This is a genomic window from Methanothermobacter sp. THM-1 (assembly GCF_009914355.1).
In the GTDB taxonomy this organism is placed as follows: domain Archaea; phylum Methanobacteriota; class Methanobacteria; order Methanobacteriales; family Methanothermobacteraceae; genus Methanothermobacter; species Methanothermobacter wolfei.
Genome location: NZ_CP044013.1, coordinates 1,437,704 through 1,463,317, shown reverse-complemented (window position 1 = coordinate 1,463,317; position 25,614 = coordinate 1,437,704). Strand labels below are relative to the sequence as shown.

Here is a 25,614-nt window from a genome sequence, read left to right as displayed (position 1 = left end):
ACTGTATTCAGGCACCTCTGCAGGCTGCATACCTTTCCACATGCATCTGGAGGAATTTTATCATCATCCTATTGGCAGGCGCCATACAATGCAATAATTATAGGAGTTTCATTATCTTACCGTCCCTGTATACCGGTACGTTGTCTGTTATGTTCCTCCTGAGGCAGTACTCAACATCCCCTCCAAAGCCAAGTTTTTCAAGCCTCCTCGCTGATCTGGACCTCCTTATGGCGTCATCAACCAGTCTCCTGTCCTGGACCGCGAGGACAGCGGCCTCTGAGTATTCATCAATTTCACCGCCAATGACCCTTATTATTTCACCGGCACATAGAAAGTCCTCTATTGCAAATTCCCCGTTAACACCTGCCATGATAACCTCAACCTCATCGGCCATATCCCTGGCGGCGGCTGCAACCGCCCTGACATTGTTGAGGCATCCTATAAGGGCTGTGGACTTCACGGATTCAAGGATCCTTGTCCCGTTACTTGTGGTGAGCACCAGACAGTCACCCCCGTGTTTCCTGATTTCAGGGGGTGAGTTGGCAATGAAGCCAGGGAGGGTTTCGCCTCCACGCTCCCCTGCAACAGGGTAATCCATTGAAAGGTACTCCCTGGCTCTTTCAGCGTCCCTAACAGGTATTATGCATCTGAAACTGTCAAGGGCGGCTGTAATGGTTGCGCTGGCCCTGAGGAGGTCAACCATTATGCACAGATCAGTGCCTTCTGATTCTTCAAAGCTAAGGGTTACCCTCATCACCACACCTTATAAATATTTTATTACAGAGAATTATCTGCATGAGGTATTTATATGCTTCAGTGCTGTGGCTGTGTGCGGGTCTTTGCTGATATTTTGTTTCATGGTCATGGTACATGGATGGGACTCTAAACCTATTGGAGTGGAGTGTGAATCGATGAGGATAGTTACAACCCCCATGTGTGAGGGCGTGCTCAGAATTGCAGGTGTCAGGGAGTACCTGGTGAGCAGGGACCCGGCGGAGGAGGAGGCCGACCTCAGGGTTGTCCTCTCTGAGACAGACATGGATGATGCACTTAAACTTAAACTGAACACCTTCAGCCAGATAAAGGATGCCGTAGGCAGGGTGTTCAGGACAGTGAAGCTGATGGACCCGTCAATCCTCCGTTACTCCTCGGAGGATGAGATAGACTTTGATGTGTGTTCACCATGGTGGCATGACCCATCCGTGCTCAGGGAGAGGAACAGCAAAATAAAAGTGAAGGTTTATTCAAATTTCTTAACGGAGATAGTTGAAGATATGGGGTTCAGGATTGTCACCGATGATCCTGACTTCACGGTCTGCCCGGACTACATGGAACTTGACTGTATAAGGGTCCCGTCACACAGGAACCTTCCACTGGACCCTGTTAAGAGGGCTCTGTTCAGGTACAGGTATCTGGAGAGGAAACTATGTATGAAACCTTAACATACCAGGGCGGTGTTCATCGCCATGAGGAATTGAAGGAACTCATTGAGGACCTGGGGGGATTTGTGCTTCAGGAGAACATGCTTCAGATGGACCTGATACTCACCCTTGCGGTTCCAATTGAGGACGTTGACAGGGTGAGGGATAAGGCCAAAGAGCTCCTTGGGAAGGTTAAAATCGCCCCAATGGCAGGTACAGAGATAGCGATAGTCTCACCCACCCTTGCAAGGCATCACCTGCCCCATTCTGCATGTGACATTTCGGAGTACCTCCGGAGGTACGGTGCCAAGGATAACATGATAGGCCTTGCCAGGGGAGCCGGGAAGGGGATTTCAAGGATATCTGAGGATGAGAAGAGGCTCATAGAGGAGCATGACCTTGCAGTCTTTGCCCTTGGCAGCTTTGAACAGTGCATAAAGGATAAGGCCCACCTCTTCAGCGACATAAACATCCCGGTGGTTGTCACGGGTTCACCCAGGGATATTGATATCGGTGAACTTCCAGGTGCAGATGCCTACGTCGGGGGCCTGGGGAGGATACCAAGGAGGCTGAAGAGGGGCGAGGATATCAGGGCACTCAGACGCCTCGTGGAGGTGGTTGAGGACATCCTTGACAGGAGGAGGCGTGAAATGGCTGCTGACCCTCCACTGGTTCCTTCAATACTCGTTAAGACCGAGATTGAGAATCAGGTCCCTGCAATCAGGGAGGTCTACTCACCAACACCCGTCACGAGCCAGCTTGATGGTGTCAGGGTGAAGCTCAACTACGACCGCCACCAGGAGGAGATAGCGGATGTGAGGGTCTCCGATTACAGGCTTGGGGATATAGCTGATATCAGAAGGTCCATGATGTATGACTACATCCTTGTCAAACTCCTGCCTGAAAGCTCCATAATCCAGTGATCCGATGAAGAGAGAGTTTCAGGTTTTTATCTTTCTAACGTTCCTTACAGCAGGCTACTACATCCTCAACAGCATTGCCCTGGGGTTTCTTGGCGCCGGATTCATGAGCATTCCCTTTACCATCCTTCTGCCCCTGTCGGTCATGCTTGAGAGGGCACGGCCCTCCTGGCCTTCAAGGGCAACTTATATCATTTCAATGATATGGCTTGTTTTTCTGATTTACATCCTCACTGGCTATGTGGTTTTATTTGTACTATCCTTTGATGGGGTAATCTGGGTTAAGATGATCCTTGTGGTCTCCGCAGCACTCCTGGTCGTCTACGGGGTCGTGAATGCCATGAACTTGAGGGTGAGGGTGCTTGAAGTCCCACTGGGGGTGAGTGACAGGGTAAGGTTTGTGCATCTTTCTGATCTTCACATCGGCACGGTTCGCTCCGGCGGGTTTCTCAGGAGGGTTGCCAGGGCCGTGAATGAACTGGAACCCGACGCTGTCCTCATAACAGGGGACCTTATTGATGGCTCGAGACCGGTTGATTCATCCATATTATCCGAACTTGATGTGAATGCACCGGTATTCTTTGTTTCAGGGAACCATGACACCTATGCCGGTGACTTCAGGTCCATAATATCTGATACAGGTATAAGGTGTATTGACCAGTCTGTTGTTGAGTTCAGGGGTGTGCAGATTGCGGGTGTGGGGTATTCCATGGCCAGGCACTCCCTCCCGGCCCTCCTCGATGCCCTTGACTTTGACCCTGAGGAGCCCCTTGTACTTTTACACCACCTCCCGGTTGACTGGGAATATGCTAGGGAGAGGGGCGTTGACCTGCAGCTTTCGGGGCACACCCATGGCGGCCAGTTCTATCCCTTCAACCTTCTTGTTGGATTGATGTTCCCCCACCTATCTGGTCTTTACCGGGATTCTGCTGGGTTTCTTTTTGTTTCGGAGGGTACGGGTACATGGGGGCCTCCGGTGCGTATTGGATCATCATGTGAGGTTGCGGTGCTGGATATTGTACCCATGGACTGACCTCTGATCTGGTTTTCTGGTGAGGGTTCCGTAACCGGTACATTTAAATAGGAGTTTTGAATATATATTCAAAACATGCCTAGGCCAAGAAGACGCAGAAGAATTTTAGGAGAACCACAGGTGGCTTCATTCTCACCGGAATCTTCAGGGTCATGTGCGAGGATTGAAATAACCCTGGATGAATTTGAAGCCATAAGGCTCAGGGACTACCATGGTATCCAGCAGAAGAAAGCAGCTGAAATCATGGGCATATCCCAGCCAACATTCCACAGGGCCCTGAAATCAGCAAGAAGCAAAGTTGCAGAGGCACTGGTCGAGGGCAGACCAATAATACTGAAAGGAGGTGATTATATTATGGATAGAAGAAGATACAAATGCATGGACTGCCAGTTTGAATGGATATCACCAGGAAAAAGCTATGAAAAATGTCCTGACTGCGGATCAGAAAATATAACTTCCGTATCAGCAGACACACTACCACGTGCTGGTAGAGGTCCCGGAAGGGGATTTGGAGCTGGACGCGGGGCACCACGCGTATGTAAATGCATTGAATGCGGATACGAAGCACCCAAGACACCAGGCATACCATGCAGAACAGAAAAGTGTCCAAAATGCGGAGCCCCGATGTGCGGCTCTGATTGAGGAATGGAGTGTAAATAAATGAGAATATGTCTACCAGTGATAGAAGATAGGGGCATGGATTCACGGATTTCAGAACATTTCGGCAAAACGCCCCTATTTGCTTTTTATGATGATGAAACACAGAAACTGGAAATAATAAAAATTAATGGAAAACATGGTGGAGGTCGGCTAACACCAGCTGAGATCATTCTTGCTGCAGGTGTAGATCTTCTATTATGTGCAAATCTTGGATCAAAGGCTGTGCAGGTTCTTAGCAACCATGGAGTTGATGTTCTAACAGGCGCCAGAGGAACCATAGCAGAGGTACTTGAAAGCTTTAAAAAAGGGGAGCTTAAAAGCGGCGCTGAGAACCCATGCAGGAAAGATTAGAGGGTTGCAGAATGAATAAGGAAGATGCTCAAAAACTTGCAATCATGAAACAGGATGTGGAAATAGCAAGGGCACTTTCCAATATAAAACATAAGATCGTGGTTATGAGCGGCAAGGGCGGCGTCGGGAAGTCCACAGTCACAGTGAAGCTTGCTGAAGAATTCAACAGGGATGGTTACAGGTTATGTGTACTGGATGCAGATATACATGGTCCAGACATCCCGGAGATGATGCAGGTTCATGACCCAGAGGTTACCCTAACAGCAAACAGGATAAACCCCATAGTAACACCTTCAGGGGTCAGTGTACTGTCAATAGAGTTTTTCCTCCCATCAAAGGATACACCGGTGATATGGAGAGGACCAAAAAAGACAGGAGCCATAAGGCAGCTTCTTTCAGATGTTAACTGGGATGAAATTGATGTTTTAATGGTGGACAACCCTCCTGGAACGGGTGACGAGCCCCTTACGGTGCTGCAGTCAATTCCGTCTATTGATGGTGTGGTTATTGTCACAACACCCCATGAGTTTGCAATCCATGATGTTGAAAAATGTGTTAACATGGTTAAACACCTGAAGATACCCGTCCTGGGGATAGTTGAGAACATGTCATATCTCATGTGCCCCTCATGTGGAGAGAAAATATTCCTGTTTGGCAAGGAGGGTGGAAAATATCTTGCAGAGAAGTTTAACCTCCCTTTCCTGGGCGAAGTTCCATTTGACACAGGGATGACAGCTGCAGATACACCGCCCGAATCAATTCATTCTGAGATAAGGAAGATCTTTAAAAAATTTAAAGGAAAGCTTAAAGGATAGATGAGGTGTTAATTATGAAAATAGCCATTGCATCTTCTGAGGAAGATATCAAATCAGAGATTAGCAGATTTTTTGGAAGGGCGCCCTTCTTTGTTCTTGTGGATATGAAAGATAAAGAGATAACGTCTTCAGAGGTCATTGAAAATTCTTCTGCATTACAGTCAGGAGGTGCAGGTATAAAGACGGCCCAGCTACTTGCAAATGAGGGTGTGGATGCGCTGATATCATTTTCAACGGGGCCGAATGCATTCGAGATTCTGAATAAACTTGACATAAAGATTTATAAGGCAACTGAGGGGTCGGTTGAGGAAAATCTCATGCTCTTTAAGGAGGGAAAGCTGGAGGAGATAAAATCACCGGCCAATGCCCAGGGAGGAATGGGTAGAAGAGTTCGCTGAACCGCCAGTTCCACAGGATATGATTCTTTGAGTCGATTAGATGGCAGATTGTCCTGCCGCAAATGTTTCCTATGCAGGTGTTTCCATGAATAATAAACCATTAAGAGTAGCGGTAACTGGTGGGAAAGGCGGCACTGGAAAATCAACTATAGCGTGTTCCCTTGCACTGCTCCTTGCTGAGAAGTTCAGGGTTCTGCTTGTGGATGCAGACGTTGAGTGTCCAGATGATCATATAATTTTATCAGTCCAGAGGGAAAAGAGATGTGACGTAACTATTCAGGTGCCGTCCCCTGATTTTTCAAGGTGCATCATGTGCGGTAAATGTTCAGAGATATGTAGAGAAAATGCAATAGTATTCGTGGAGGGCAGGCACCCTATTTTTATTGAAGACAGGTGTAATGGATGTGGAACATGCATCATCGCATGCAGAAATGATGCCATAAACCCTGTAGAGAAGATTATAGGGTCAATATATGAAGGCAAAGTTTCTGAAAATTTCAGGTTACTTTCTGGTGAGACAGCGGTGGATACGGTGACCAGCGCAGCAGTGGTGGATTCACTTATAAAAAATGCAGGAAGTTACAGTGATGTGGATTTCATTATCATTGACACCCCGGCAGGAGTGCACTGTAATGTGATACATGCTCTTCTGGACGTTCAGATGGCATTTGCCGTCACGGAACCAACCCCCTTCGGGGCCCATGACCTGAAATTAATCCTGAAACTTCTGAACAAACTGGGTATAGATTCAAATATCATACTCAACCGTGCAGGCATGGGTAATGCTGATACGGTGTTTGATGTCTCCAAAGAAAGTTCAAGTCCACTTGTTGCCCAAATACCCTATTCTGAGGATGTTTTGAAGGCTTACTCAGATGGAAAACCATTTAAACTTTCAGGGATAGAGGATGTTGGCAGGTTACTTGAATCCAGGAGGGGCTAATGTGCAGGAGATATGTGTTCTCTCAGGTAAGGGCGGTGTTGGGAAGAGCAGCATAGTAGCATCAATGGCTGTCTTACTTGCTGATAGGATGGAAATCATTCTGGGAGACTGTGATGTGGACGCACCCAATCTGGAGCTTGTTCTGGGATTCACAGGAGACAGGATATGTGAAACCATAAGGGCTTCTGAAAAGGCATTCTTCATGGCTGAACACTGCAAATCAAGAAGGAAGTGTGTAAATGTATGCAGATTCAATGCAATAAAATGGAACTCTGAGACATCAACACCTGAAATAAATGAACTGATCTGTGAAGGCTGTGGTGCGTGTGAATACATATGTCCGGATAGAGCAATAGAAGTCAGAGCGGTGGACACAGGAAAGGTTTGCACTTTCACATCGAATTATGGTTTCAGGATAGTTTCAGGGCACCTGAAAATTGGTGAAAGGGGCTCTGGAAAAATCGTGGACGCTGTTAGGAAAATGACCCTTGAAATCGGTGAAGTGGAGGGTGCGGAGATTTCACTCCTGGATGCTGCTGCAGGCATCGGATGTCCTGTTGTATCTTCAGTTAAAGGCGTTAACCATACAGTTATAGTAACTGAGCCCACGAAGGCAGCTTTAAATGACTTTAAACGAGCACTTCAACTTGTAAGACATTTTGGGATTCGGCATAGCATGATAATCAATAAATGGGATATAAATAAACATATTACAGCCAGATTTGAAGAATTCGCAGCAAAAAACAGAATCCCGATCATCGGTAAAATACCATATGAAGTGACCTTCATGGACGCTCTGGTCAACGGCACCCCTCCTGTCCTGCACAACCCTGACCTTAAAGAAGTCTTCATGGAGATAACCGACAATCTGATGTTAAACATGGGGCTTTAAAAGCCATATTTTATTCCAATGGCAGAGAAACAGGATCCGATTCACTTGCAGGGAGTATGGCAGATGTGAATCTGGATAGATAGATAACGGTGTTGATATGCCACATAACAGCGGAGTGAATATTAAAGAGGGTGAAACCGCTTCAAAATACTCCATAATTTCAAACATAGTTTTGATGCTAATAAAAGGAATTATAGGTTATCTATCAGGGAATATAGCTCTTATAGCCGATGCTCTGCATTCCTTTGCAGATGTGTTTTCATCAGCCGCTGTCTTCATAGGTTTAAGGCTATCACAGAGGAAACCCGACGAACTCTTTCCATATGGATACTACAGGATTGAAACCCTGGCTTCCCTTCTTGTTTCAGTGATAATAATTATTACGGGACTTGAAATAGGATGGGATTCTCTTATCTACCTGATGGATCCGCCTCCAGCGGTGTCCATGGCCGCCATAAGCCTTTGTAAGTTTAATAGCAATTGCAGTATCCTATGCCGTTGCAGTTTATAAGGAAAGGGTGGGGGAAAAAATTGGTTCAACAGCTCTTATAAACGATGGGAAGCACAGCTATATTGATGTAGTATCTTCAGCACTCGTTTTCACGGGAATAATTGGAGAGTACATTGGACTTCATGGTTTTCAGGGATTTGCAGGGATGATCATCGCAGTAATAATAGTATATGTCGGCAGTACCCTTACAAAATATAATCTTCTGGTGCTTCTTGATGCATGTATTGACAGGGATTCTCTGGAACTCTTAAGAAAAACGGTTTTATCTGTAAAGGGAGTTGAGGGAGTCCATGCAATTCGAATAAGAAGATCAGGACCCTACCTTTTTGGAGAAATCCACATTGAAATTGAAAGGAGCCTGTCGGCAGATAAAATTGAGGGCATGATCTCTAGGATAAACTCTGAAGTTAAAAGGGTATTACCATCCATTGACCATCTGATAATCCAGCCAGAAACATTAAAAAAGGATGAAATAGTTGTAGCAGTACCCATTGAAGATAACAGGGGACTTGATTCAAAGATCAGCCCTCATTTTGGAAGGGCAGCCTTTTTCATAATTGCAAGAACCCGCAATGGCGATATAATTGATTATAAGATACTGGAGAATCCTGCAAGATCTCTTGAGAAAAAGAAAGGAATAAAAACAGCTGAAGCACTAAAAAAGAGGAACATAGATGTTTTAGTGGTTGAAAAACTATCTGAAGGGCCGGGATATGTATTTTCAGACTCCCTCCTTGGAACAGCACAACCGGAAGGCTCATCCCTCAAAGAGGTTATAATAAATGCATCCACAAAATTTGCGGAAGGGCAAGGTTCAGATAGTTAGTGTTTCACCCAATGTCCTGAAGCATCCCTGTAACGGTTTTTATATGCTCCTGCTGACTGCGGACCTCATCAAAGATGGATTTAAGGAGCTGGGATGTCACCGGAACAGGCACGCTCCTGAATACATAGGATTCAAGTAGAAGATTGAAGGCCCTCTCCTCAGCAACACTCTCAAAGCGCCTGTTCTCAGACTTCATGAACACTGGGTTTTCCTCTGGAGGAAGATCAACCACCTCTTCACCCAGTTCGGTGCCTGGAAGGGGCTCTGCAATACTCACAAAGTAGTCATCAAGCATGAGTTCATCTGCAAGTTCAAGGGTCTCCCGGTAGTCATCCTCCTCTTCAGAGGGGTAACCAACGATGAATGATCCTGCAACCTTAAGGCCGTATTCCCTTGCAAGTTCAACGGCATCAACTACCTGGTCAGGGCTTATACCCTTCTTCATCCTCCTCAGAATCCTCCTGCTCCCTGACTCGATACCGTAGAATACCCATCCGTTGGTGTACTCTGAAATCGCCTCAAGGACCTCAGGGTTCACCATGTCCACCCTTATATCAGGCACAGTAAGGTTCCGCCTCCCGGTAACCTCACTTATACCCCTGAGGAGGGTCCTGAAGGCCTCCCCGTCAATACCCCTGAACTTGCTGCTGCCATAGAGAGTGCCTGTACCCCCGCTTATTGCAAATCTCCTAGCCCCTGACTTTCTGAATTCCCTTACCTCGGCAACAATATCCTCCACAGGGCGGCTCCTGACATTTCTCCCGAAGAATTCAGGGACCTGGCAGAAGGTGCAGTTACCGGGGCAGCCCCTGTGGGTTTCAATGTAGACGCTGGCACCCCTTATGTTTTCTCTGCCTATGTCCCTCGGGACAAGGGGTAGGGGCCTCCCCATGGAGGGACAGGGGGACGTCGGGTTCATGAAAACACCATCCCCTGATCGGAAGGCAGCACCCGGGACATCCTCAGGTCTGCATCTTCCAGCTGCAAGCTCCATCACCCCTTCAACCTTGTCCTCACCCTCACCCTGGATAACAAGGTCCACGTCAAGGTACCTGAAGACCATTTCAGGGTCTATGCTCACGGGACCACCAACAACCCTGAACCCCTCCATCCGGTTGATGATCTCCCGGTACCTCAAGAGGTGGATGGTTGACTGCAGACTTATAAAAACAACCTCAGAACCGACACCCTCAAATCCCTTCCTTATTTCAACATGGTGTCCAAGGTCCCTCAGAACTCCTGCAATGACCATGGAACCATAATTATAGTGTTCAGGTGTTACAACGGTCACATGACTCATCTGGAAGCACCGAAGAAGTTTATGGCCTGTATGAGTTCATAGAATGCCTCCATCTCCCTCTCAATAACTTCATATTCTGAGAGGGTGCCGCTCATCTCCCCATCCACGGTGAGACGGTCAGGGCCCCTGACAACTATCCTGTCAACACCATCACGACTCAGAACCCTCCGGGCATCCATCTCATGCACGAAGGCCCTTCCAGGTATTATAACGGTGTCCCTGAGCCTGGAGGTGTCAACGGCCTCAAGGTCCCTGAGGGTTATGAGGCAGGCTATGTCCTTATCAACACCGATGACATTCACAAGGTCAGAGGCATTGAGGTTTCTGATTATCCTCTCGATGTAGGGTGCGGCAATTGAACCGGTGATTATGGTGGCCTCACCGGTGATTTCAGGGAGAATTTCAAGGTACTCGCGGCTTGAATCTGCTGCAAGTACAAAGGGGGTTCCGTTCACGGGGTCGCAGACAGGGGTGCCTGTAACCCTCAGATTGAATTCTCTGTCAATCCTCCTTACAAGTTCCTCAAATTCAGCGACACTGTGGGGCTCCACGCCATCAATGATGGGTTCATTCCCAAGGATAAGGCCCTGATGTTCATAATTTGCAAAGCGCATCATTATGAATCCCCGGGCACCCCACTCCTCAAGTCTGGCGCAGGTCTCAAGGAGGTCCTCCCCATCGTTGACCCCGGGTATGATTACCGAGGCTGCATGGACCTCACAGGATTCGCAGAATATTTTAAGGGATTTAAGGGCTTCTTCAGCATTTTTATCCCTCATCCATTCCTTCCTCAGGGATGGGTTAGCCGAGAAAACCGTGAAGGTCACCTCATCAACACCGTTATTTATGAGTGTGGATGCGATCTCATGGTTATCGATTCCCTTACCGCTGGTGTAGCCCAGGTGAATCGGAATACCGAATTCCCTGAGGCCCGCCGTCAGTTCCTCCAGGTGCGGGTAGCAGCTCACGTCGCCTCCCCCGCTGATGTTTATCTTTAGGTCCCTGTCAGTGAAGTTTCCCATCATGAGGCTTGTCTGGACGTTTCCCATGACGATAAATGGGGGTATGAATTCCTTACCCCTCTCTGCAACCTCTGATCCGCAGGTATCACACCCTACCCTGCCAGGGGAGCAGTTCCTGCAACCGAAGGGCTTGAATTCCCCCACCTTCCTGAAGTAACAGTACCTGCAGAAACCCCTGCAGTCCCTTCCAGGCACACCGCCCAAATCAGCTATTATCTGCATAGGATGATATTCTATGATGTGCGGTAAATATAACTTATGACGGTAATACTCCATGACTCCATGATCATAAAAATCAGGAATTTTTTATAAAAAATCCAGAAAAGCCAGAGAAAATCTGGGGATACATATAAATCTTTCGACTTGATTCAGAAAGAAATCTTAATTAATTATAATCAAGTTAAATATGCTCCGTATACTGGAACCGGTGTTAAGGCACCTTCCAGGGGTCTTCCTGAATTTTAAAGGGGGGTCCCGGATATCTGGTATACAGAACTGATTGTTAGGAGGGAAAAAATGGCGAAGTTTGAGGATAAGGTCGACTTGTACGACGACAGAGGCAACCTCGTCGAAGAACAGGTGCCATTAGAAGCTCTAAGTCCATTAAGGAACCCCGCCATTAAGAGCATTGTACAGGGGATAAAAAGGACAGTGGCTGTGAACCTGGAAGGTATAGAAAACGCCCTGAAGACAGCAAAGGTCGGCGGACCTGCATGTAAAATAATGGGCCGTGAACTCGACCTCGACATAGTCGGGAACGCCGAGTCAATAGCAGCCGCTGCAAAGGAAATGATACAGGTGACCGAGGACGACGACACAAAAGTCGAACTCCTTGGTGGAGGTAAAAGGGCTCTCGTACAGGTCCCAAGTGCAAGGTTCGATGTTGCAGCAGAATACTCTGCAGCACCACTCGTAACCGCCACAGCATTTGTCCAGGCCATAATCAACGAATTCGATGTTAGCATGTACGATGCTAACATGGTTAAAGCAGCCGTTCTGGGAAGATACCCACAGTCTGTGGAGTACATGGGGGCAAACATAGCAACAATGCTGGACATTCCACAGAAACTGGAAGGCCCGGGATATGCGCTCAGGAACATCATGGTAAACCATGTGGTTGCCACCACACTCAAAAACACACTCCAGGCAGCCGCCCTGTCAACAATACTTGAACAGACAGCAATGTTCGAGATGGGTGACGCTGTAGGAGCATTTGAAAGGATGCACCTCCTTGGACTTGCATACCAGGGTATGAACGCAGACAACCTGGTGTTCGACCTTGTCAAGGCCAACGGTAAGGAAGGTACAGTGGGCTCAGTCATTGCAGACCTCGTGGAAAGGGCTCTTGAAGACGGTGTCATAAAGGTTGAGAAGGAACTGACAGACTACAAGGTCTACGGAACAGATGACCTTGCAATGTGGAACGCATACGCAGCAGCAGGTCTCATGGCAGCAACAATGGTGAACCAGGGTGCTGCAAGGGCAGCCCAGGGTGTATCATCAACACTGCTATACTACAACGACCTCATTGAATTCGAAACAGGACTTCCAAGCGTTGACTTCGGTAAGGTAGAAGGTACAGCTGTAGGATTTTCATTCTTCAGCCACTCCATCTACGGTGGTGGTGGACCAGGTATCTTCAACGGAAACCACATCGTCACAAGGCACAGTAAGGGATTCGCCATACCATGTGTGGCAGCTGCAATGGCACTTGATGCAGGAACCCAGATGTTCTCACCAGAAGCAACCTCTGGACTCATAAAAGAAGTATTCAGCCAGGTTGACGAGTTCCGAGAACCACTCAAATATGTTGTGGAGGCAGCAGCTGAAATTAAAAACGAAATTTAAATAATCTCTCAAATCTGGGGGCAAAAAATCAATGGACGTTCAGATATTTCCTCACAGGCTTCTAGGGGCCGACACCACCGAAAGACTCCTTAACCGTCTTGAGGACATCAACGGTGTAAAGAGAATGGTGATACACGGACAGAGACTACCGCCTGGAGACCACCCGGACAGACGTATAATAAGCGTTAAGGGCCAGGAATTCGAACTTCAGGTGAAAACAGGTCGTGTACTCCTTGAAATAGAAGACGAGGATACAATAACAGACATCAAGAGGGTTTGTGAGGATCTCCTGCCCTTCGGATACGATGTGACTCCTGGAAAGTACATAAGAACACAGAAAACCGTCACGGATGAAATAAAATACGGTGAAGACCTCGATGAGATTCCAGACGAGCTCATCGGTCTCACAGATCAGAACGCAAGGCTCAGTGAAAGGGCCACGATAATAAAAAGGAAGAAGGAGCATTAGATGATCGGAAAGTGCACTCACGTAGTTGACTGCAGGGAAACAATGGGTATGGGTGAAGGAGGAGGAATCGCCCAGAGAGGCACCTTTGCCCAGTGCGGAAGTGAGGTTCTGGCAGTTGCAATGTCACCTGGCAGACGCCACATAACGAAACCTGTATGCGAGATAACATTTGCCCTGAGGGAAGCCAACATAATGACCAGCACGCTGGTTCTCAATGCAGGCGCAGGGGTCCCGCAGGACGCTCCAAGCGCCGGATCTGGGAGCCTCTTTGGTCTCACACCCAGTGAAATAGAGCAGATGAAGAGGCACAGGTTACTTGTTGTGCACCTCGGTGGAGTCAGGAACCACATCACCTACAAGGCACGCCTGATACTCAGGAACGTTGACAGGCCATGTATAATAATATGTGAATACCCTGTGGACTTCGAGGACTTTGCAAGGATAGGTGTTAAGACAAGGGCAGTCATGCCGGATGAACCAAGGACCAGGGGCACCATCGTTGACATTGTGAGTGGAGTCATTAGAGGAGAAACATGTCCCCAGGAAAAACTGGATGAGATTATAAGGAAGGTTAAGTTAGCATTAGGAGGTGCATGATATGGCACAATACTATCCCGGAACAAGTAAGGTTGCTCAGAACAGAAGGAATTTCTGTAACCCTGAATATGAGCTTGAAAAACTGAGAGAAATCTCAGATGAGGATGTAGTGAAGATTCTGGGTCACAGGGCCCCAGGGGAAGAATATCCAAGCGTTCACCCACCATTAGAAGAAATGGATGAACCAGAAGATGCAATAAGAGAAATGGTGGAACCCATAGACGGTGCAAAGGCCGGTGACAGGGTCAGGTACATACAGTTCACAGACTCAATGTACTTCGCCCCTGCACAGCCATACGTACGATCAAGGGCATACCTCTGCAGGTACAGGGGTGCAGACGCAGGTACCCTTTCAGGACGTCAGATCATAGAAACAAGGGAAAGGGACCTTGAAAAGGTCTCAAAGGAACTCCTTGAAACAGAGTTCTTCGACCCTGCAAGATCCGGTGTCAGGGGTAAATCCGTCCACGGACACTCACTCCGTCTCGACGAAGACGGTATGATGTTCGACATGCTCAGAAGACAGATCTACAACAAGGACACAGGAAAGGTCGAAATGGTCAAAAACCAGATCGGTGACGAACTGGACGAACCCGTGGACCTTGGTGAACCACTGGATGAAGAAACCCTCATGAACAAAACAACCATCTACCGCGTGGATGGTGAAGCCTACCGTGACGACGTAGAAGCCGTGGAGATCATGCAGAGAATCCACGTTTTAAGATCACAAGGAGGGTACAACCCAGAATAATCCGGGGGAGGTGTAGATTATGGCTGACAAATTGTTTATAAATGCATTAAAGAAAAAATTTGAAGAATCCCCTGAAGAGAAGAAAACCACATTTTACACACTTGGAGGCTGGAAACAGTCCGAAAGGAAAACCGAGTTTGTGAATGCTGGTAAAGAAGTGGCTGAAAAAAGAGGAATCCCACAGTACAACCCTGACATAGGTACCCCTCTTGGTCAGAGGGTGCTCATGCCCTACCAGGTTTCAACAACTGACACCTATGTTGAAGGTGACGACCTACACTTCGTCAACAACGCTGCAATGCAGCAGCTGTGGGACGACATAAGAAGGACCGTTATAGTCGGTTTAAACCATGCCCACGCCGTTATAGAAAAGAGGCTGGGTAAAGAGGTCACACCAGAGACAATAACCCACTACCTTGAAACAGTGAACCACGCAATGCCAGGTGCAGCCGTTGTCCAGGAACACATGGTGGAAACCCACCCAGCACTGGTGGCAGACAGTTACGTCAAGGTATTCACGGGTAACGATGAAATAGCAGACGAAATCGACCCTGCATTCGTCATAGACATCAACAAACAGTTCCCAGAAGACCAGGCAGAAACCCTCAAGGCAGAGGTCGGAGACGGAATCTGGCAAGTTGTCAGGATCCCAACCATAGTCTCAAGGACATGTGATGGTGCAACAACCTCACGATGGTCTGCCATGCAGATCGGTATGTCAATGATTTCAGCCTACAAACAGGCAGCAGGTGAAGCCGCAACAGGTGACTTCGCATACGCTGCAAAACACGCCGAAGTCATTCACATGGGTACCTATCTACCTGTGAGACGTGCAAGGGGTGAAAACGAACCTGGTGGTGTACCATTCGGTTACCTGGCAGACATCTGTCAGAGCTCAAGAGTCAACTACGATGACCCTGTCCGCGTAAGCCTTGACGTGGTTGCAACCGGTGCAATGCTCTATGACCAGATCTGGCTAGGATCCTACATGTCAGGTGGTGTTGGATTCACCCAGTACGCAACAGCAGCCTACACAGATAACATTCTGGATGACTTCACCTACTTCGGTAAGGAGTACGTGGAAGACAAATATGGACTCTGTGAGGCACCGAACACCATGGACACGGTCCTTGATATTGCAACTGAGGTCACGTTCTACGGACTTGAACAGTACGAAGAATACCCAGCACTCCTGGAGGACCAGTTCGGAGGATCCCAGAGGGCAGCCGTAGTTGCAGCCGCAGCTGGATGTTCAACAGCCTTTGCAACAGGAAACGCCCAGACAGGTCTGAGTGGATGGTACCTTTCAATGTACCTCCACAAGGAACAGCACTCCAGGCTTGGATTCTATGGTTACGACCTGCAGGACCAGTGCGGTGCATCCAACGTCTTCTCAATAAGGGGCGACGAGGGACTGCCACTGGAGCTTCGTGGACCTAACTATCCAAACTACGCCATGAACGTGGGCCACCAGGGTGAATACGCAGGTATATCACAGGCACCGCACGCTGCCCGTGGAGACGCCTTCGTGTTCAACCCGCTTGTGAAGATAGCCTTCGCAGACGACAACCTCGTCTTCGACTTCACAAACGTCCGTGGCGAGTTCGCCAAAGGTGCTCTACGAGAGTTCGAACCGGCAGGTGAAAGGGCACTTATAACACCTGCAAAGTAGATTAACGAAGGTGCATTACACGTAAACTTTTTAAGTGTAATGCACCTAATTTTTTTTATCTAAAAAATAAAAGGAGGAAGAAATATGGACCCTATGATAACAGGTTTAGGTGTTGTAGCTCTCATGGGTGCAGCTGCAACCATAGCAGGAGCCGCAGAGGACTTAGAGTCCGACGTAGGATCCCAGAGTAACCCTAACTCACAGGTTCAGCTGGCACCACAGATGGGGCACCTGCACCGTATAATCAACAAGGCCGTGTCAGGGGAACCCGTTGCATACGGTACCTGGTGCGGAATTGCTGGTTCAGTTGCATACGTGCTTCTAAACTCAATGCAGCTACCTGTAATAATGGCTATTGCAGTTGGTTCAGTGATCGCTGCGATGGTGCACACAACCTACGCTGTAACATCCCACATGGGACGAATAGTAAGCCAGTCCCAGTTCAACCAGCCACTCTTCATGGACATGCTGGTTCAGCACTTAGGCCCGATAGCAGGGCATGGATTTATTGTGACATTCTGTATCGTGGGATTATCCTACCTCATGACACTACCGATCCCTGGCTTTGGACACCCATTCCCGCTGCCACTTCTTGCAGTGCTCTGGGGTATAACCGTCGGTGCAATAGGTTCATCAACAGGGGACGTCCACTACGGTGCTGAGAGGGAGTACCAGCAGTACCCCTTCGGTGGAGGTATACCTGTTGCGATTCACGGTGACATAACAACAAAGGCAGAGCTTGGAGCCAGGAACTCAATGGACGTAGCTCACTTCTGTGCAAAGTACGGAGGACCATTAACAGGCTTTGCATTCGGAGCAATAGTATTCCTGAGCTTTTGGAACACGATAGTCTTCGGTATAACCGGCGGAATAATATCAGGTCTCATCATAGTCTTGTTACTGATAATCCTCAACAACAGGCTTGAAGTCTTTGCAAGAAACACATATGGACCATACAAGGAGGATGAATAGATGGATCCATTACTACTGATAGGAGCTATAACCGCTGGAGGAGTACTCATAGGTGGAGGTGTACACTTCGTACCTGTGGGTGGTGCGCCGGCAGCTATGGCAACAGCAACAGGTGTGGGTACCGGTACAGCTATGCTTGCTGCAGGTGCAGGTCTAACAGGACTCATAACCGCCGCAGCAATGACAGGCCAGCCCCCACTACTCATAATGGCTGCAGGGGCTGTTGGTTCAATGCTCATGATCGGTATCACCATGCTTGTGGGTAACCTTATCTACGTCTTTGGTGTTGGCACGGTCCCTGTATCTGCAAAGGTGGCTGTTGACCCGATAACAAAGATGGAGCAGGAAAAATACGTCACCCCTGGTACCGAGGGGCACGGCCTCCCAACAGTCTGCTTTGTGAGCGGTATAATCGGAGGGGCCCTTGGTGGAATAGGCGGTGGACTGATCTACTGGGCACTGAACGAGGCCCTTAAGACCCTGTCATATGGTGCAATGGGGGCTGCAGGTGTTGCAGCGATCTTTGCCGTGGGCATATTCTTCATAAACGCGGTAATTGCATCATATAACATTGGAGGTACAATTGAAGGTTTCCATGATCCTAAATTCAAGAGGATAGGGCGTGGAATAGTGGCCTGTCTTATAGCCTCCATTGTTGCAGGCGCTCTTTCAACATTACTGGTATATGGAGGTGTCTTCTAATGTCAGTAGCAGCAGGAGGACCGGCCGGCGCAGCCATACCTGAAACAAACCTGATGGCCCTTGGAATAATCGGCGGACTTGCAGGGATCTATTTATCTGCATTTAACCCTGTAATAGGCCCTGTACTGGCCTCCCTCGGGGCAGTCTGCGCAATAGTATGGGGTGCAGACGCCATAAGGAGGGTTGCAAGTTACGGTCTCGGTACGGGTGTGCCATCAATAGGCTACATGTCCCTTGCAATAGGTATAGTGGGTGCCGTCGCTGGACTCGCATCAGTCTTTGTGGTGCCTGCAATAGCAGTGCCAGTGGTTGGATTTGTACTTGCCATGATACTGGGTATCGTGGTGGCTGTGCTGGGTAAAAGGATAGTTAAGATGAAAATTCCGATACTCGAGAAGTGCACGGCTGAAATATCAGGTGCGGCTGCACTTTCAGTCCTTGGATTCTCAGCAGCCATAGCCGGAAGCTACACAATGCAGGCAATGCTCACATCAGTCATATCAACAGGGTTCATAGGCCTGCTCTTCATACTCAACACAATGGCAATCCAGCACCCATTCAACGCATGTCTAGGTCCAAACGAGAACCAGACCAGGACACTTAAACTGGCAGCCTCAACAGGTTTCCTCTCAATGGCCATTGTAGGGCTCCTTGGAATAGGCTTGAACCCTGGCTGGTGGCTGGTTTCACTGGTGGGTGCACTCGCATGGGTTGTTGCTATAAAGTCATTCATAGAAGCATCCTTCGAGGAAGCCGCATCTGTGAAATGGTCAGGTCTCTGGCCTAAGGAGGAAGAGCAGTAGGAGGCTCCAAAATGGAAATGCTACCAATAGTTAAGATAGTACCGGAATACAACCTGACCCTTGATCCATCCACCGGTATGATAGGGGCTTCTCTTGGAAGAGAAGTTATAATATTATCCATGGATGAAATAAACGAACAGATAGCTGCACTAGAGGCTACAGCAGATGATCTGATTAACTCACTGGACCCAACAACCGTTTCCGAGGGTTCCTACCCTGGAAGGGAAGGTGTTTATCTCACAGCAGGTAAACTCACAAACATGGTCTATGGGTTCATTCTTGGTCTGATCATCATGTTTGCCGTGCTCTTATAGGAGGTGTTATGAGTGGTTGAAAAGAAATCACCTGCTGAAGGATGGCCCGTGGTTAACGGGGACTACATTGTAGGGGACCCTGAAAGTCCAGTGGCTGCCACCACCCTTGCCTCACACATAGAGGACGTTCCAGTAGAAGCAGGCGCTGCAATCGCAGGGCCATGCAAAACAGAGAACCTCGGTATTGAAAAGATGATCGCCAACCTCATATCAAACCCCAACATCAGGTTCCTCATTCTATGCGGTTCAGAGGTCCAGGGCCACATAACAGGTCAGAGTATAGAGGCCCTCCACCAGAACGGTGTTGACCCTGATAAAAGGAACATCATCGGTGCAACCGGTGCAATTCCATACATAGAGAACATACCTGATGAGGGTATTGAGAGGTTCCAGAAACAGCTGGAAATTGTAAACCTCATTGACGTTGAGGACGCCGACGCAATCAAGGCCAAGGTCAAGGAGTGCATCGAGAAGGACCCAGGGGCATTCGAAGAAGAGGCAATGATTATAAAAGTGGAAGAAGGCGGCGAAGAAGAAGAGGGAGAGGAAGTCAAACCTGTGGCTCCTGAAACAGCCCTTATAGAGGCCAGGATGAGGAACATCCAGACACAGGTTAAGATGATAGGTTCCACCAACAGAATGTTCGCCGGTATGTACTCAGGTAAGGTTCAGGGCATAATGATCGGCCTCGCCTTCACCCTGACACTGGGTATACTTCTACTGGTCTAGGGAGGTTTCCAGATGATTATACTATCCAATAAACCCAACATACGTGGCATCAAGAACGTTGTAGAGGACATAAAATACCGAAACCAGCTCATCGGTAGAGATGGCAGGTTATTCGCAGGTCTAATAGCCACAAGGATTTCAGGTATAGCCATCGGCTTCCTCCTGGCAGCACTCCTTGTCGGCGTGCCTGCAATGATGAGCATGTTAGGGGTGATCTGATGTCAGATGAAGAAAAAACCACAATACCCCGCGTACTTGTCTCTGCTGATGAATTCAACAGGGCCAACGAAAGACTTGATGAAATCGAAGAGAAGGTGGAGTTCACCGTCGGCGAATATTCACAGCGCATAGGACAGCAGATCGGTAGAGATATAGGTATTTTATACGGTATTGTGATAGGTCTGATTATCCTTGCAGTAACCAACATACTGTTTGCAGGATTGTTAAGAGGACTTTTAAGATCCCTATTCGGACTATAACTCGGAGGTTTACATATGTTTAGGTTTGATAAGGAACAGATCGTACTGGATATAGCTGGAACCAAAATTGGTGGTCAGCCAGGAGAGTACCCAACTGTTTTAGCTGGAACAATATTTTATGGTGGACACAGTATCATCGATGATGAAAAGGCAGGTGTCTTTGACAAGGACAAGGCAGAGGAACTCATAAAGACCCAGGAAGAGATGTCTGACGTCACAGGAAACCCTCACATCGTCCAGACCTTCGGTCAGACACCTGAGGCAATCGTGAAGTACCTTGAATTTGTGGGTGACGTTACAGACGCACCATTCTTCATAGACTCAACATCCGGTGAGGCAAGGATCGCCGGTGCACAGTACGCCAGTGAAGTCGGCCTTGAGGAGAGGGCAATCTACAACTCAGTTAACATGTCCGCCGATGAGTCAGAACTTGAAGCCCTTAAGGACACAAAACTCTCAGCTTCAATTGTCCTGGGTTTCAACCCAATGGACCCAACAGTTGAGGGTAAAATAGGCATATGGGAAGACGGTGCAGGCACAATAGACAAGGGTCTCCTTGAAATGGCAGCCGACTGCGGTATTGACAAGTACCTCATGGACGTTGCTGTAACACCACTCGGTCAGGGTGCAGGTGTTGCTGTGAGGACATCCTTCGCAGTTAAGAGCAAATGGGGTTACCCTGTTGGTAGCGGTATACACAACGTGCCATCAGCATGGGACTGGCTCCGAGGATACAAGAAGGACCACAAGGAGGCCTGGCCTGTCTGTGACGTTGGATCCAACCTGATCCAGCAGATGGCCGGTGGTGACTTCGTCCTTTTCGGTCCAATAGAAAACGCAAGGATAGCCTTCCCTGCCTGTGCAATGGCTGACATATTCATAAGTGAAGCAGCCAAGGACATAGGCACAGAGCCAGTTGAGGGCCACCCATTCTTCAAGTTGCTCTAGGAGCAACCAAAATTTATTTTTTTTCCAACATGTTTTAATACTTATTTTATTTTTTATATTAACAAATTATTTAAATAGGAGAAGACGGCAACATACTTCCGTGATAAGGTTTTAAGTGACCATGCACAATTAATATACTGGTTCATCTGGTGATCCAGTGGAAACATCAGGATAAACTTTAACGGTGGTACCTTGATTGAGAGAATACTAATCCTGGTAGCTGCCCTTGCAGCTTCTTTGATTATCGTCATAAAATCAGCAGATTTATTTGTAGACAATCTCGTGGACCTTGGATCATCCTTCGGGATATCAGAGGTTATACTTGGTGTCACAGCATCTGCAATCGGCACATCACTCCCTGAATTCGGATCAGCACTCATAGCATCCCTCTCTGGAAGCACGGATATAGGGGTGGGGTGTGTTATAGGATCAAACATATGGAACATTGCAGGGATACTCGGTATCTCCGCGGTGGTTGCCGGGGTCATAGAAACAAACACCGATGGACTTAAAAGGGATTTCAGCGCAACCATTCTAACCGGACTGGTTCTACTGTTTTTCATGTTCTTTGGAAGCATCGGAAAAGTCGCAGCGGTCATAATGGTCGTGGTCTACCTGGTATACCTCATGCGCCTTATAAACGCCCAGAAGGCGTATTCAAAGGACAGTTCAAATGAAAGGATGAAGGAACCCCTTGATGTTAAAAAGATTGGACTTACGGTGCTTGGATTCACGGGTCTTGTAATAGGCTGCCGTATCCTTGTATACACGGGTGTTGAACTTGCAGACATTGCAGGGATCCCTGCCATGATAATGGGGCTCTTCACCCTCGCCATAGGTACAAGCATACCTGAACTTGTTGTTACACTATCCTCCGCTGTTAAGGGACTTCATGAACTCTCAATAGGCACAGTACTTGGAAGCAACACCTTCAACATACTCATAGGCATAGGGGTACCTGCCATGATAAACCCGGTCCCTGTTGAACCACTGTCACTGAGCTTCGACGCCCCGGTGATGATCCTTGTGTCCGTACTCCTTGTCCTCCTTATCAGACAGGGGGGCATGAAACTTAGAAGGAGCGGGGGAATTATTTTACTTGCAGTATACATATCATATATTGTAATGAGATTGTTTGTACTGGCGTGATTGAAATGTACCGTAAAATTCTTGTTCCAACAATGGGCGAATACATGGATGAACTCATAGAGCACACACTTGACCTCCTGCACGGTAGAGAAGCCGAGGTTATCTGCCTCTATGTTGTTGACACCTCGGTCCCGTTCCTGACACCTAAAAAGGTTAAGGAGATGATGATCAGGGAACTCACAGCCCGCGGAAAGGAGATACTCCGAGACATGGAAAAGGCCCTTACAGGTTCTGGAAACCCCAACATCAAGTTCAGGGGTGTTATGCTTGAGGGCGACCCGGCAGATGAGATAGTTAAACTTGCAGAGGAGGAGGCTGTTGATGTGATCATAATGGGGACAGGTAAGAGCCTCGTGGACAAACACCTCCTTGACAGTGTATCAGAGAAGGTCGTACACTACGCCCCATGCACCATACACCTGGTAAGGACAGTTTAAATTTATCAGCGGGATTCTTCTTCACCACTTCACCATTTTATTTTTCCATTTTCAGGGGCTACAGAGCCACAGGGAAGGGTTAACTTTTATTATTTTCTATCGGCGCCTATTCATAAGATTTATATTATTTCCTGGAATACAATATTACATTGAATAAGGGGGTAATCACTTGTCATTTTTGAGTAAAATCTTCGGTCCCAAACCGGTAATTGCAAAAAGCAGATTCATAACCATAGAAGATACGAGAGCGGCGCCATTCACAAAAAAAACTGTTGGATCCGGCTACTCAATGCGCCCGGATGTATACTACATCGTGGCATCAGTTGAACTCGGTAACACAACAACAAAGTGCATACTCACAGCAACCAACTTCAACACGAGCCGCAGCTACCTCCTCGACAAGACAGTGAAGATGACACGTGACATAAGACCCCCGAAGGAGTGCGAGGAGGTCTTCGGCAAGACTGTCTGGGGGGTTGAACTTACAAAGGAATCAGTATCCGAACTTGTAAGGGACACCATCCTTGAATCAGTAAAAAGGGCGAAGGTTGACATCGAAAAGGACCTTGACTTTGTTGTAAGATCAACCGGTGTTACAGCAGGCTTCGGGTCTCCTGAGGAGGTGGGGAAACTCATAATAGCCCTTGCAGAGGGTTGCCTCAAGGCAGGGATACCCCCCAGGAAGATGGCCCCGGCCCTGTCCATAGACAACATACCCGAACGCCTCAGGGATTTCTCCTACCTGGACAGGGTAATCTTTGACGGTGCGGTTGCAAGCGTGATACCCCCAACCGGCAGGGAGGTTGTTGCAAATGAGATGGAGGGGGAACTTGTAACGGCCGGCATAAAGCTTGGCTCAAAGTGGACGACCGTTGACTACAGGAACCCATGTGTTTCCCTTGACTTCGGGACAACCCTCGCCGGCCGTATAGTTAATTCAGATGAACCCTACGCAAGGACCGTTGGCAACTTCTGCGGACTCGCCGGTGCCATATCCGACGCCCTTATAAGGGGTACCGAGATGGTTGACTGCAGGGGAGGCGCAGCACTGGACCTCTACAAGAAATCAATCATGAAGGACGCCAACTGGAAGAAGGCGAAGGAAAACGCTGCCATGATCCATGAGGAGATCATAGACATCCGCAAGGTACCCGTGAACAGGAAAAGGTTCGGTACGGTCCCCGTGGATACAGAGGCGGCCTACACCGCAGGCACAACACTCATAGGATGCGATGCAGGCAAGAACGGTGATAAACTCCCTGAACTCACAGAGATAGGCCATACAATATACCAGGAGGATGGTATACACACCCTCTTCGCAACCCTTGACCATGTGAGTGCAATGATAGTTAAAAGGCTCATAGATGAGGCCTTTGATGAGGAGGTTATAGAGGAGGGCTCTGTGCTCGGGGTCACAGGCAGAGCAGGTATAACAGGTACAAAGCCAAAACTCATACTCGAGTACGTTAAGGACAGATTCGCTGACTGCATCTTTGTATCGGATGCCCTTGCACTGGGAGCTGCTGTCATGGCACGTTGCATGAACTCAATGGGGACACCCCACACACCCATCGGAGGCAGACAGAACGGGCCATGCATCCTTGGCATGAGGAGAAAGCTCCAGTCACGCAAGGAAGATAAGTGGATTGAATGATTAAGGTGCGGGGTTGCCAATTGGCTAACCATAAGTTAAGCGGACCTGATGGGATGAGGGCGCTTGTAATGGCCGGTGGAAGGGGCACCAGGCTGAAGATGGATAATGAAAAACCACTTATAAGGGTTTTGGGAAGGCCCCTCATTGATCACGTCCTTGAAAACCTTGAATCAGCAGATAAAATCACGGATATAACCGTGGTGACCAGTCCAAACACTCCACAGACAGAGAAGCACGTTAAAGATAAGGGGTACGCTGTCATCAGGACCTCGGGGCGTGGATACGTTGAGGACCTCCAGGAGGTGCTTGAAAAGCTTGAAGGGTACCCTGCTGAACCCTTGTTTATCATGAATGCAGACCTCCCCCTTGTTTCAGGTTCAACCATAGACTGGATAATATCAGAGTACACATCTTCGGAGGAGCCGGCCATGTGCGTGGCTGTCCCTGAAGAGCTCTGCAGGAAGCATGGAATTGATGTTAATGGATGGATGGATGGATTAGTACCCTGCGGGGTAAATATATTAATGAGTAGAAACATAGTACAGACCGAGAAGATCCTTGAGGCTTCCATACTGGAACTGGCTGTTAATGTAAATACCCCCAGGGATTTGAGGATTCTTGAGGAAATTTTAGGTGAGAATGATGGAAGAAAAGAAGCTGATTAAAGGGGAAGAAAAGTACTGGAGTGAGATAAAGGGCTACCAGGTGGCCACCAACAACGCCCGCATCCTCGGGGAGCTGGAGGAGCTCATAATCAATGACAAGACAGGCAAGATAACCGATGTTGTCATAAAGGTTGAGAAGGGAAGGAATGTGAATGTTAAGGGGGCGAAGAAGAAGGGCGACTACCTCCTGGTGCCCTTCGGCAAGGTAGAGAAGGTTGGTGAGTTCATCATAATCTCAGAATAGACCTGGCCACCATATTTAAAAGGTTAATGATCCCTTTACCAGGTACATCTAATTTTATTAAAAAAAGAATTTTTTCAGGTTCTAATTCT

The 25,614-nt window shown here is 48.1% G+C and carries 32 protein-coding genes; 29 read left to right on the top strand and 3 right to left on the bottom strand.

Annotated elements, in window-relative coordinates; translation table 11 throughout:
• Nucleotides 1–97: 97 nt before the first annotated feature.
• The gene (gene comB / locus FZP57_RS07605; RefSeq protein ID WP_074359450.1) at nt 98–754 is read right to left on the bottom strand and encodes a 2-phosphosulfolactate phosphatase; all 657 of its coding nucleotides are present in this window, start codon (nt 752–754) and stop codon (nt 98–100) included.
• Between the two features lie 157 nt (nt 755–911).
• On the opposite strand from comB, the gene FZP57_RS07600 reads away from it, so the two are divergent.
• The 11 genes from FZP57_RS07600 (at nt 912) to FZP57_RS09630 (ending at nt 8,770) form a co-directional block, all read left to right on the top strand.
• On the top strand, nt 912–1,442 hold the full coding sequence (locus tag FZP57_RS07600) for a hypothetical protein (RefSeq protein WP_191216170.1): 531 nt from the start codon (nt 912–914) through the stop codon (nt 1,440–1,442).
• Nucleotides 1,427–2,344, top strand: a complete 918-nt coding sequence (locus FZP57_RS07595; protein WP_074359448.1) for a methanogenesis marker 7 protein — start codon at nt 1,427–1,429, stop codon at nt 2,342–2,344. The genes FZP57_RS07600 and FZP57_RS07595 overlap by 16 nt, the downstream gene beginning before the upstream one ends.
• 4 nt (nt 2,345–2,348) lie before the next feature.
• Complete coding sequence (locus tag FZP57_RS07590) at nt 2,349–3,374, top strand: metallophosphoesterase (RefSeq protein WP_191216169.1); 1,026 nt, start codon at nt 2,349–2,351, stop codon at nt 3,372–3,374.
• Nucleotides 3,375–3,494: 120 nt separating this feature from the next.
• The gene (locus FZP57_RS07585) at nt 3,495–4,016 is read left to right on the top strand and encodes a DUF134 domain-containing protein (RefSeq protein ID WP_238337895.1); all 522 of its coding nucleotides are present in this window, start codon (nt 3,495–3,497) and stop codon (nt 4,014–4,016) included.
• A gap of 18 nt (nt 4,017–4,034) precedes the next feature.
• The gene (locus FZP57_RS07580) at nt 4,035–4,385 is read left to right on the top strand and encodes a NifB/NifX family molybdenum-iron cluster-binding protein (RefSeq protein ID WP_074359445.1); all 351 of its coding nucleotides are present in this window, start codon (nt 4,035–4,037) and stop codon (nt 4,383–4,385) included.
• A gap of 11 nt (nt 4,386–4,396) precedes the next feature.
• A complete protein-coding gene (locus FZP57_RS07575) occupies nt 4,397–5,200 on the top strand; it encodes an Mrp/NBP35 family ATP-binding protein (protein WP_191216168.1) in 804 nt (267 codons plus the stop codon).
• A 14-nt stretch (nt 5,201–5,214) separates the two neighbouring features.
• Nucleotides 5,215–5,598: a NifB/NifX family molybdenum-iron cluster-binding protein gene (locus tag FZP57_RS07570; RefSeq protein ID WP_191216167.1), complete on the top strand. Its 384-nt coding sequence runs from the start codon at nt 5,215–5,217 to the stop codon at nt 5,596–5,598.
• 85 nt (nt 5,599–5,683) lie between these two features.
• Nucleotides 5,684–6,541 carry a P-loop NTPase gene (locus FZP57_RS07565; RefSeq protein ID WP_074359442.1) on the top strand — a complete coding sequence of 286 codons (858 nt, stop codon included), beginning with the start codon at nt 5,684–5,686 and terminating at the stop codon, nt 6,539–6,541.
• Between the two features lies 1 nt (nt 6,542).
• Nucleotides 6,543–7,433, top strand: a complete 891-nt coding sequence (locus tag FZP57_RS07560) for an ATP-binding protein (protein WP_074359441.1) — start codon at nt 6,543–6,545, stop codon at nt 7,431–7,433.
• Nucleotides 7,434–7,530: 97 nt separating this feature from the next.
• Nucleotides 7,531–7,944 carry a cation diffusion facilitator family transporter gene (locus tag FZP57_RS09635; protein WP_074359440.1) on the top strand — a complete coding sequence of 138 codons (414 nt, stop codon included), beginning with the start codon at nt 7,531–7,533 and terminating at the stop codon, nt 7,942–7,944.
• A gap of 7 nt (nt 7,945–7,951) precedes the next feature.
• Complete coding sequence (locus FZP57_RS09630; RefSeq protein WP_074359439.1) at nt 7,952–8,770, top strand: cation diffusion facilitator family transporter; 819 nt, start codon at nt 7,952–7,954, stop codon at nt 8,768–8,770.
• A gap of 4 nt (nt 8,771–8,774) precedes the next feature.
• Here the strand turns inward: FZP57_RS09630 and FZP57_RS07545 are convergent, their stop codons facing one another.
• Both FZP57_RS07545 and mmp10 read right to left on the bottom strand, forming a co-directional pair.
• Complete coding sequence (locus FZP57_RS07545; protein ID WP_191216166.1) at nt 8,775–10,070, bottom strand: methyl-coenzyme M reductase glutamine C-methyltransferase; 1,296 nt, start codon at nt 10,068–10,070, stop codon at nt 8,775–8,777.
• On the bottom strand, nt 10,067–11,314 hold the full coding sequence (gene mmp10, locus FZP57_RS07540; protein WP_191216165.1) for a methyl coenzyme M reductase-arginine methyltransferase Mmp10: 1,248 nt from the start codon (nt 11,312–11,314) through the stop codon (nt 10,067–10,069). Before mmp10 ends, FZP57_RS07545 begins: the two co-directional genes overlap by 4 nt.
• Nucleotides 11,315–11,608: 294 nt before the next feature.
• Here mmp10 and mcrB point away from each other — a divergent pair, with 294 nt between their 5' ends.
• From mcrB to FZP57_RS07450, 18 genes are all read left to right on the top strand, one after another.
• The gene (gene mcrB, locus FZP57_RS07535) at nt 11,609–12,940 is read left to right on the top strand and encodes a coenzyme-B sulfoethylthiotransferase subunit beta (protein WP_074359436.1); all 1,332 of its coding nucleotides are present in this window, start codon (nt 11,609–11,611) and stop codon (nt 12,938–12,940) included.
• Between the two features lie 31 nt (nt 12,941–12,971).
• Nucleotides 12,972–13,409: a methyl-coenzyme M reductase operon protein D gene (gene mcrD, locus FZP57_RS07530; protein WP_191216164.1), complete on the top strand. Its 438-nt coding sequence runs from the start codon at nt 12,972–12,974 to the stop codon at nt 13,407–13,409.
• On the top strand, nt 13,410–14,006 hold the full coding sequence (gene mcrC / locus FZP57_RS07525; protein WP_074359434.1) for a methyl-coenzyme M reductase I operon protein C: 597 nt from the start codon (nt 13,410–13,412) through the stop codon (nt 14,004–14,006). It abuts the gene before it with no gap.
• A 1-nt stretch (nt 14,007) separates the two neighbouring features.
• Nucleotides 14,008–14,757, top strand: coding sequence for a coenzyme-B sulfoethylthiotransferase subunit gamma (gene mcrG, locus FZP57_RS07520; protein WP_074359433.1), 750 nt, complete (start codon nt 14,008–14,010; stop codon nt 14,755–14,757).
• 19 nt (nt 14,758–14,776) lie between these two features.
• Nucleotides 14,777–16,429: a coenzyme-B sulfoethylthiotransferase subunit alpha gene (gene mcrA / locus FZP57_RS07515; RefSeq protein WP_074359432.1), complete on the top strand. Its 1,653-nt coding sequence runs from the start codon at nt 14,777–14,779 to the stop codon at nt 16,427–16,429.
• 84 nt (nt 16,430–16,513) lie between these two features.
• Nucleotides 16,514–17,401 (top strand): tetrahydromethanopterin S-methyltransferase subunit E, encoded by an 888-nt coding sequence (mtrE, locus tag FZP57_RS07510; RefSeq protein WP_191216163.1) that lies wholly within the window; start codon nt 16,514–16,516, stop codon nt 17,399–17,401.
• Nucleotides 17,402–18,103: a tetrahydromethanopterin S-methyltransferase subunit D gene (gene mtrD / locus FZP57_RS07505; RefSeq protein ID WP_191216162.1), complete on the top strand. Its 702-nt coding sequence runs from the start codon at nt 17,402–17,404 to the stop codon at nt 18,101–18,103.
• A complete protein-coding gene (gene mtrC, locus FZP57_RS07500; protein WP_074359429.1) occupies nt 18,103–18,906 on the top strand; it encodes a tetrahydromethanopterin S-methyltransferase subunit MtrC in 804 nt (267 codons plus the stop codon). The genes mtrD and mtrC overlap by 1 nt, the downstream gene beginning before the upstream one ends.
• A gap of 11 nt (nt 18,907–18,917) precedes the next feature.
• Entirely contained in the window at nt 18,918–19,220 is a 303-nt protein-coding gene (mtrB, locus tag FZP57_RS07495; protein ID WP_074359428.1) for a tetrahydromethanopterin S-methyltransferase subunit MtrB, read from the top strand.
• Nucleotides 19,221–19,232: 12 nt separating this feature from the next.
• Nucleotides 19,233–19,949, top strand: coding sequence for a tetrahydromethanopterin S-methyltransferase subunit A (gene mtrA / locus FZP57_RS07490; RefSeq protein ID WP_074359427.1), 717 nt, complete (start codon nt 19,233–19,235; stop codon nt 19,947–19,949).
• Between the two features lie 12 nt (nt 19,950–19,961).
• Nucleotides 19,962–20,168: a tetrahydromethanopterin S-methyltransferase subunit F gene (gene mtrF, locus FZP57_RS07485; protein WP_074359426.1), complete on the top strand. Its 207-nt coding sequence runs from the start codon at nt 19,962–19,964 to the stop codon at nt 20,166–20,168.
• Nucleotides 20,168–20,428 (top strand): tetrahydromethanopterin S-methyltransferase subunit MtrG, encoded by a 261-nt coding sequence (gene mtrG / locus FZP57_RS07480; protein ID WP_074359425.1) that lies wholly within the window; start codon nt 20,168–20,170, stop codon nt 20,426–20,428. Before mtrF ends, mtrG begins: the two co-directional genes overlap by 1 nt.
• A gap of 15 nt (nt 20,429–20,443) precedes the next feature.
• A complete protein-coding gene (gene mtrH / locus FZP57_RS07475) occupies nt 20,444–21,376 on the top strand; it encodes a tetrahydromethanopterin S-methyltransferase subunit H (RefSeq protein ID WP_191216161.1) in 933 nt (310 codons plus the stop codon).
• A gap of 195 nt (nt 21,377–21,571) precedes the next feature.
• Nucleotides 21,572–22,525: a calcium/sodium antiporter gene (locus tag FZP57_RS07470; protein ID WP_370518350.1), complete on the top strand. Its 954-nt coding sequence runs from the start codon at nt 21,572–21,574 to the stop codon at nt 22,523–22,525.
• A 5-nt stretch (nt 22,526–22,530) separates the two neighbouring features.
• Nucleotides 22,531–22,962, top strand: coding sequence for a universal stress protein (locus tag FZP57_RS07465; RefSeq protein ID WP_074359422.1), 432 nt, complete (start codon nt 22,531–22,533; stop codon nt 22,960–22,962).
• A gap of 169 nt (nt 22,963–23,131) precedes the next feature.
• Nucleotides 23,132–24,616 carry a methanogenesis marker 14 protein gene (locus FZP57_RS07460; protein ID WP_191216160.1) on the top strand — a complete coding sequence of 495 codons (1,485 nt, stop codon included), beginning with the start codon at nt 23,132–23,134 and terminating at the stop codon, nt 24,614–24,616.
• A 20-nt stretch (nt 24,617–24,636) separates the two neighbouring features.
• Nucleotides 24,637–25,281 carry a TIGR00454 family protein gene (locus FZP57_RS07455; protein ID WP_238337894.1) on the top strand — a complete coding sequence of 215 codons (645 nt, stop codon included), beginning with the start codon at nt 24,637–24,639 and terminating at the stop codon, nt 25,279–25,281.
• On the top strand, nt 25,259–25,525 hold the full coding sequence (locus FZP57_RS07450; RefSeq protein ID WP_074359420.1) for a PRC-barrel domain-containing protein: 267 nt from the start codon (nt 25,259–25,261) through the stop codon (nt 25,523–25,525). Before FZP57_RS07455 ends, FZP57_RS07450 begins: the two co-directional genes overlap by 23 nt.
• Nucleotides 25,526–25,614 lie beyond the last annotated feature (89 nt).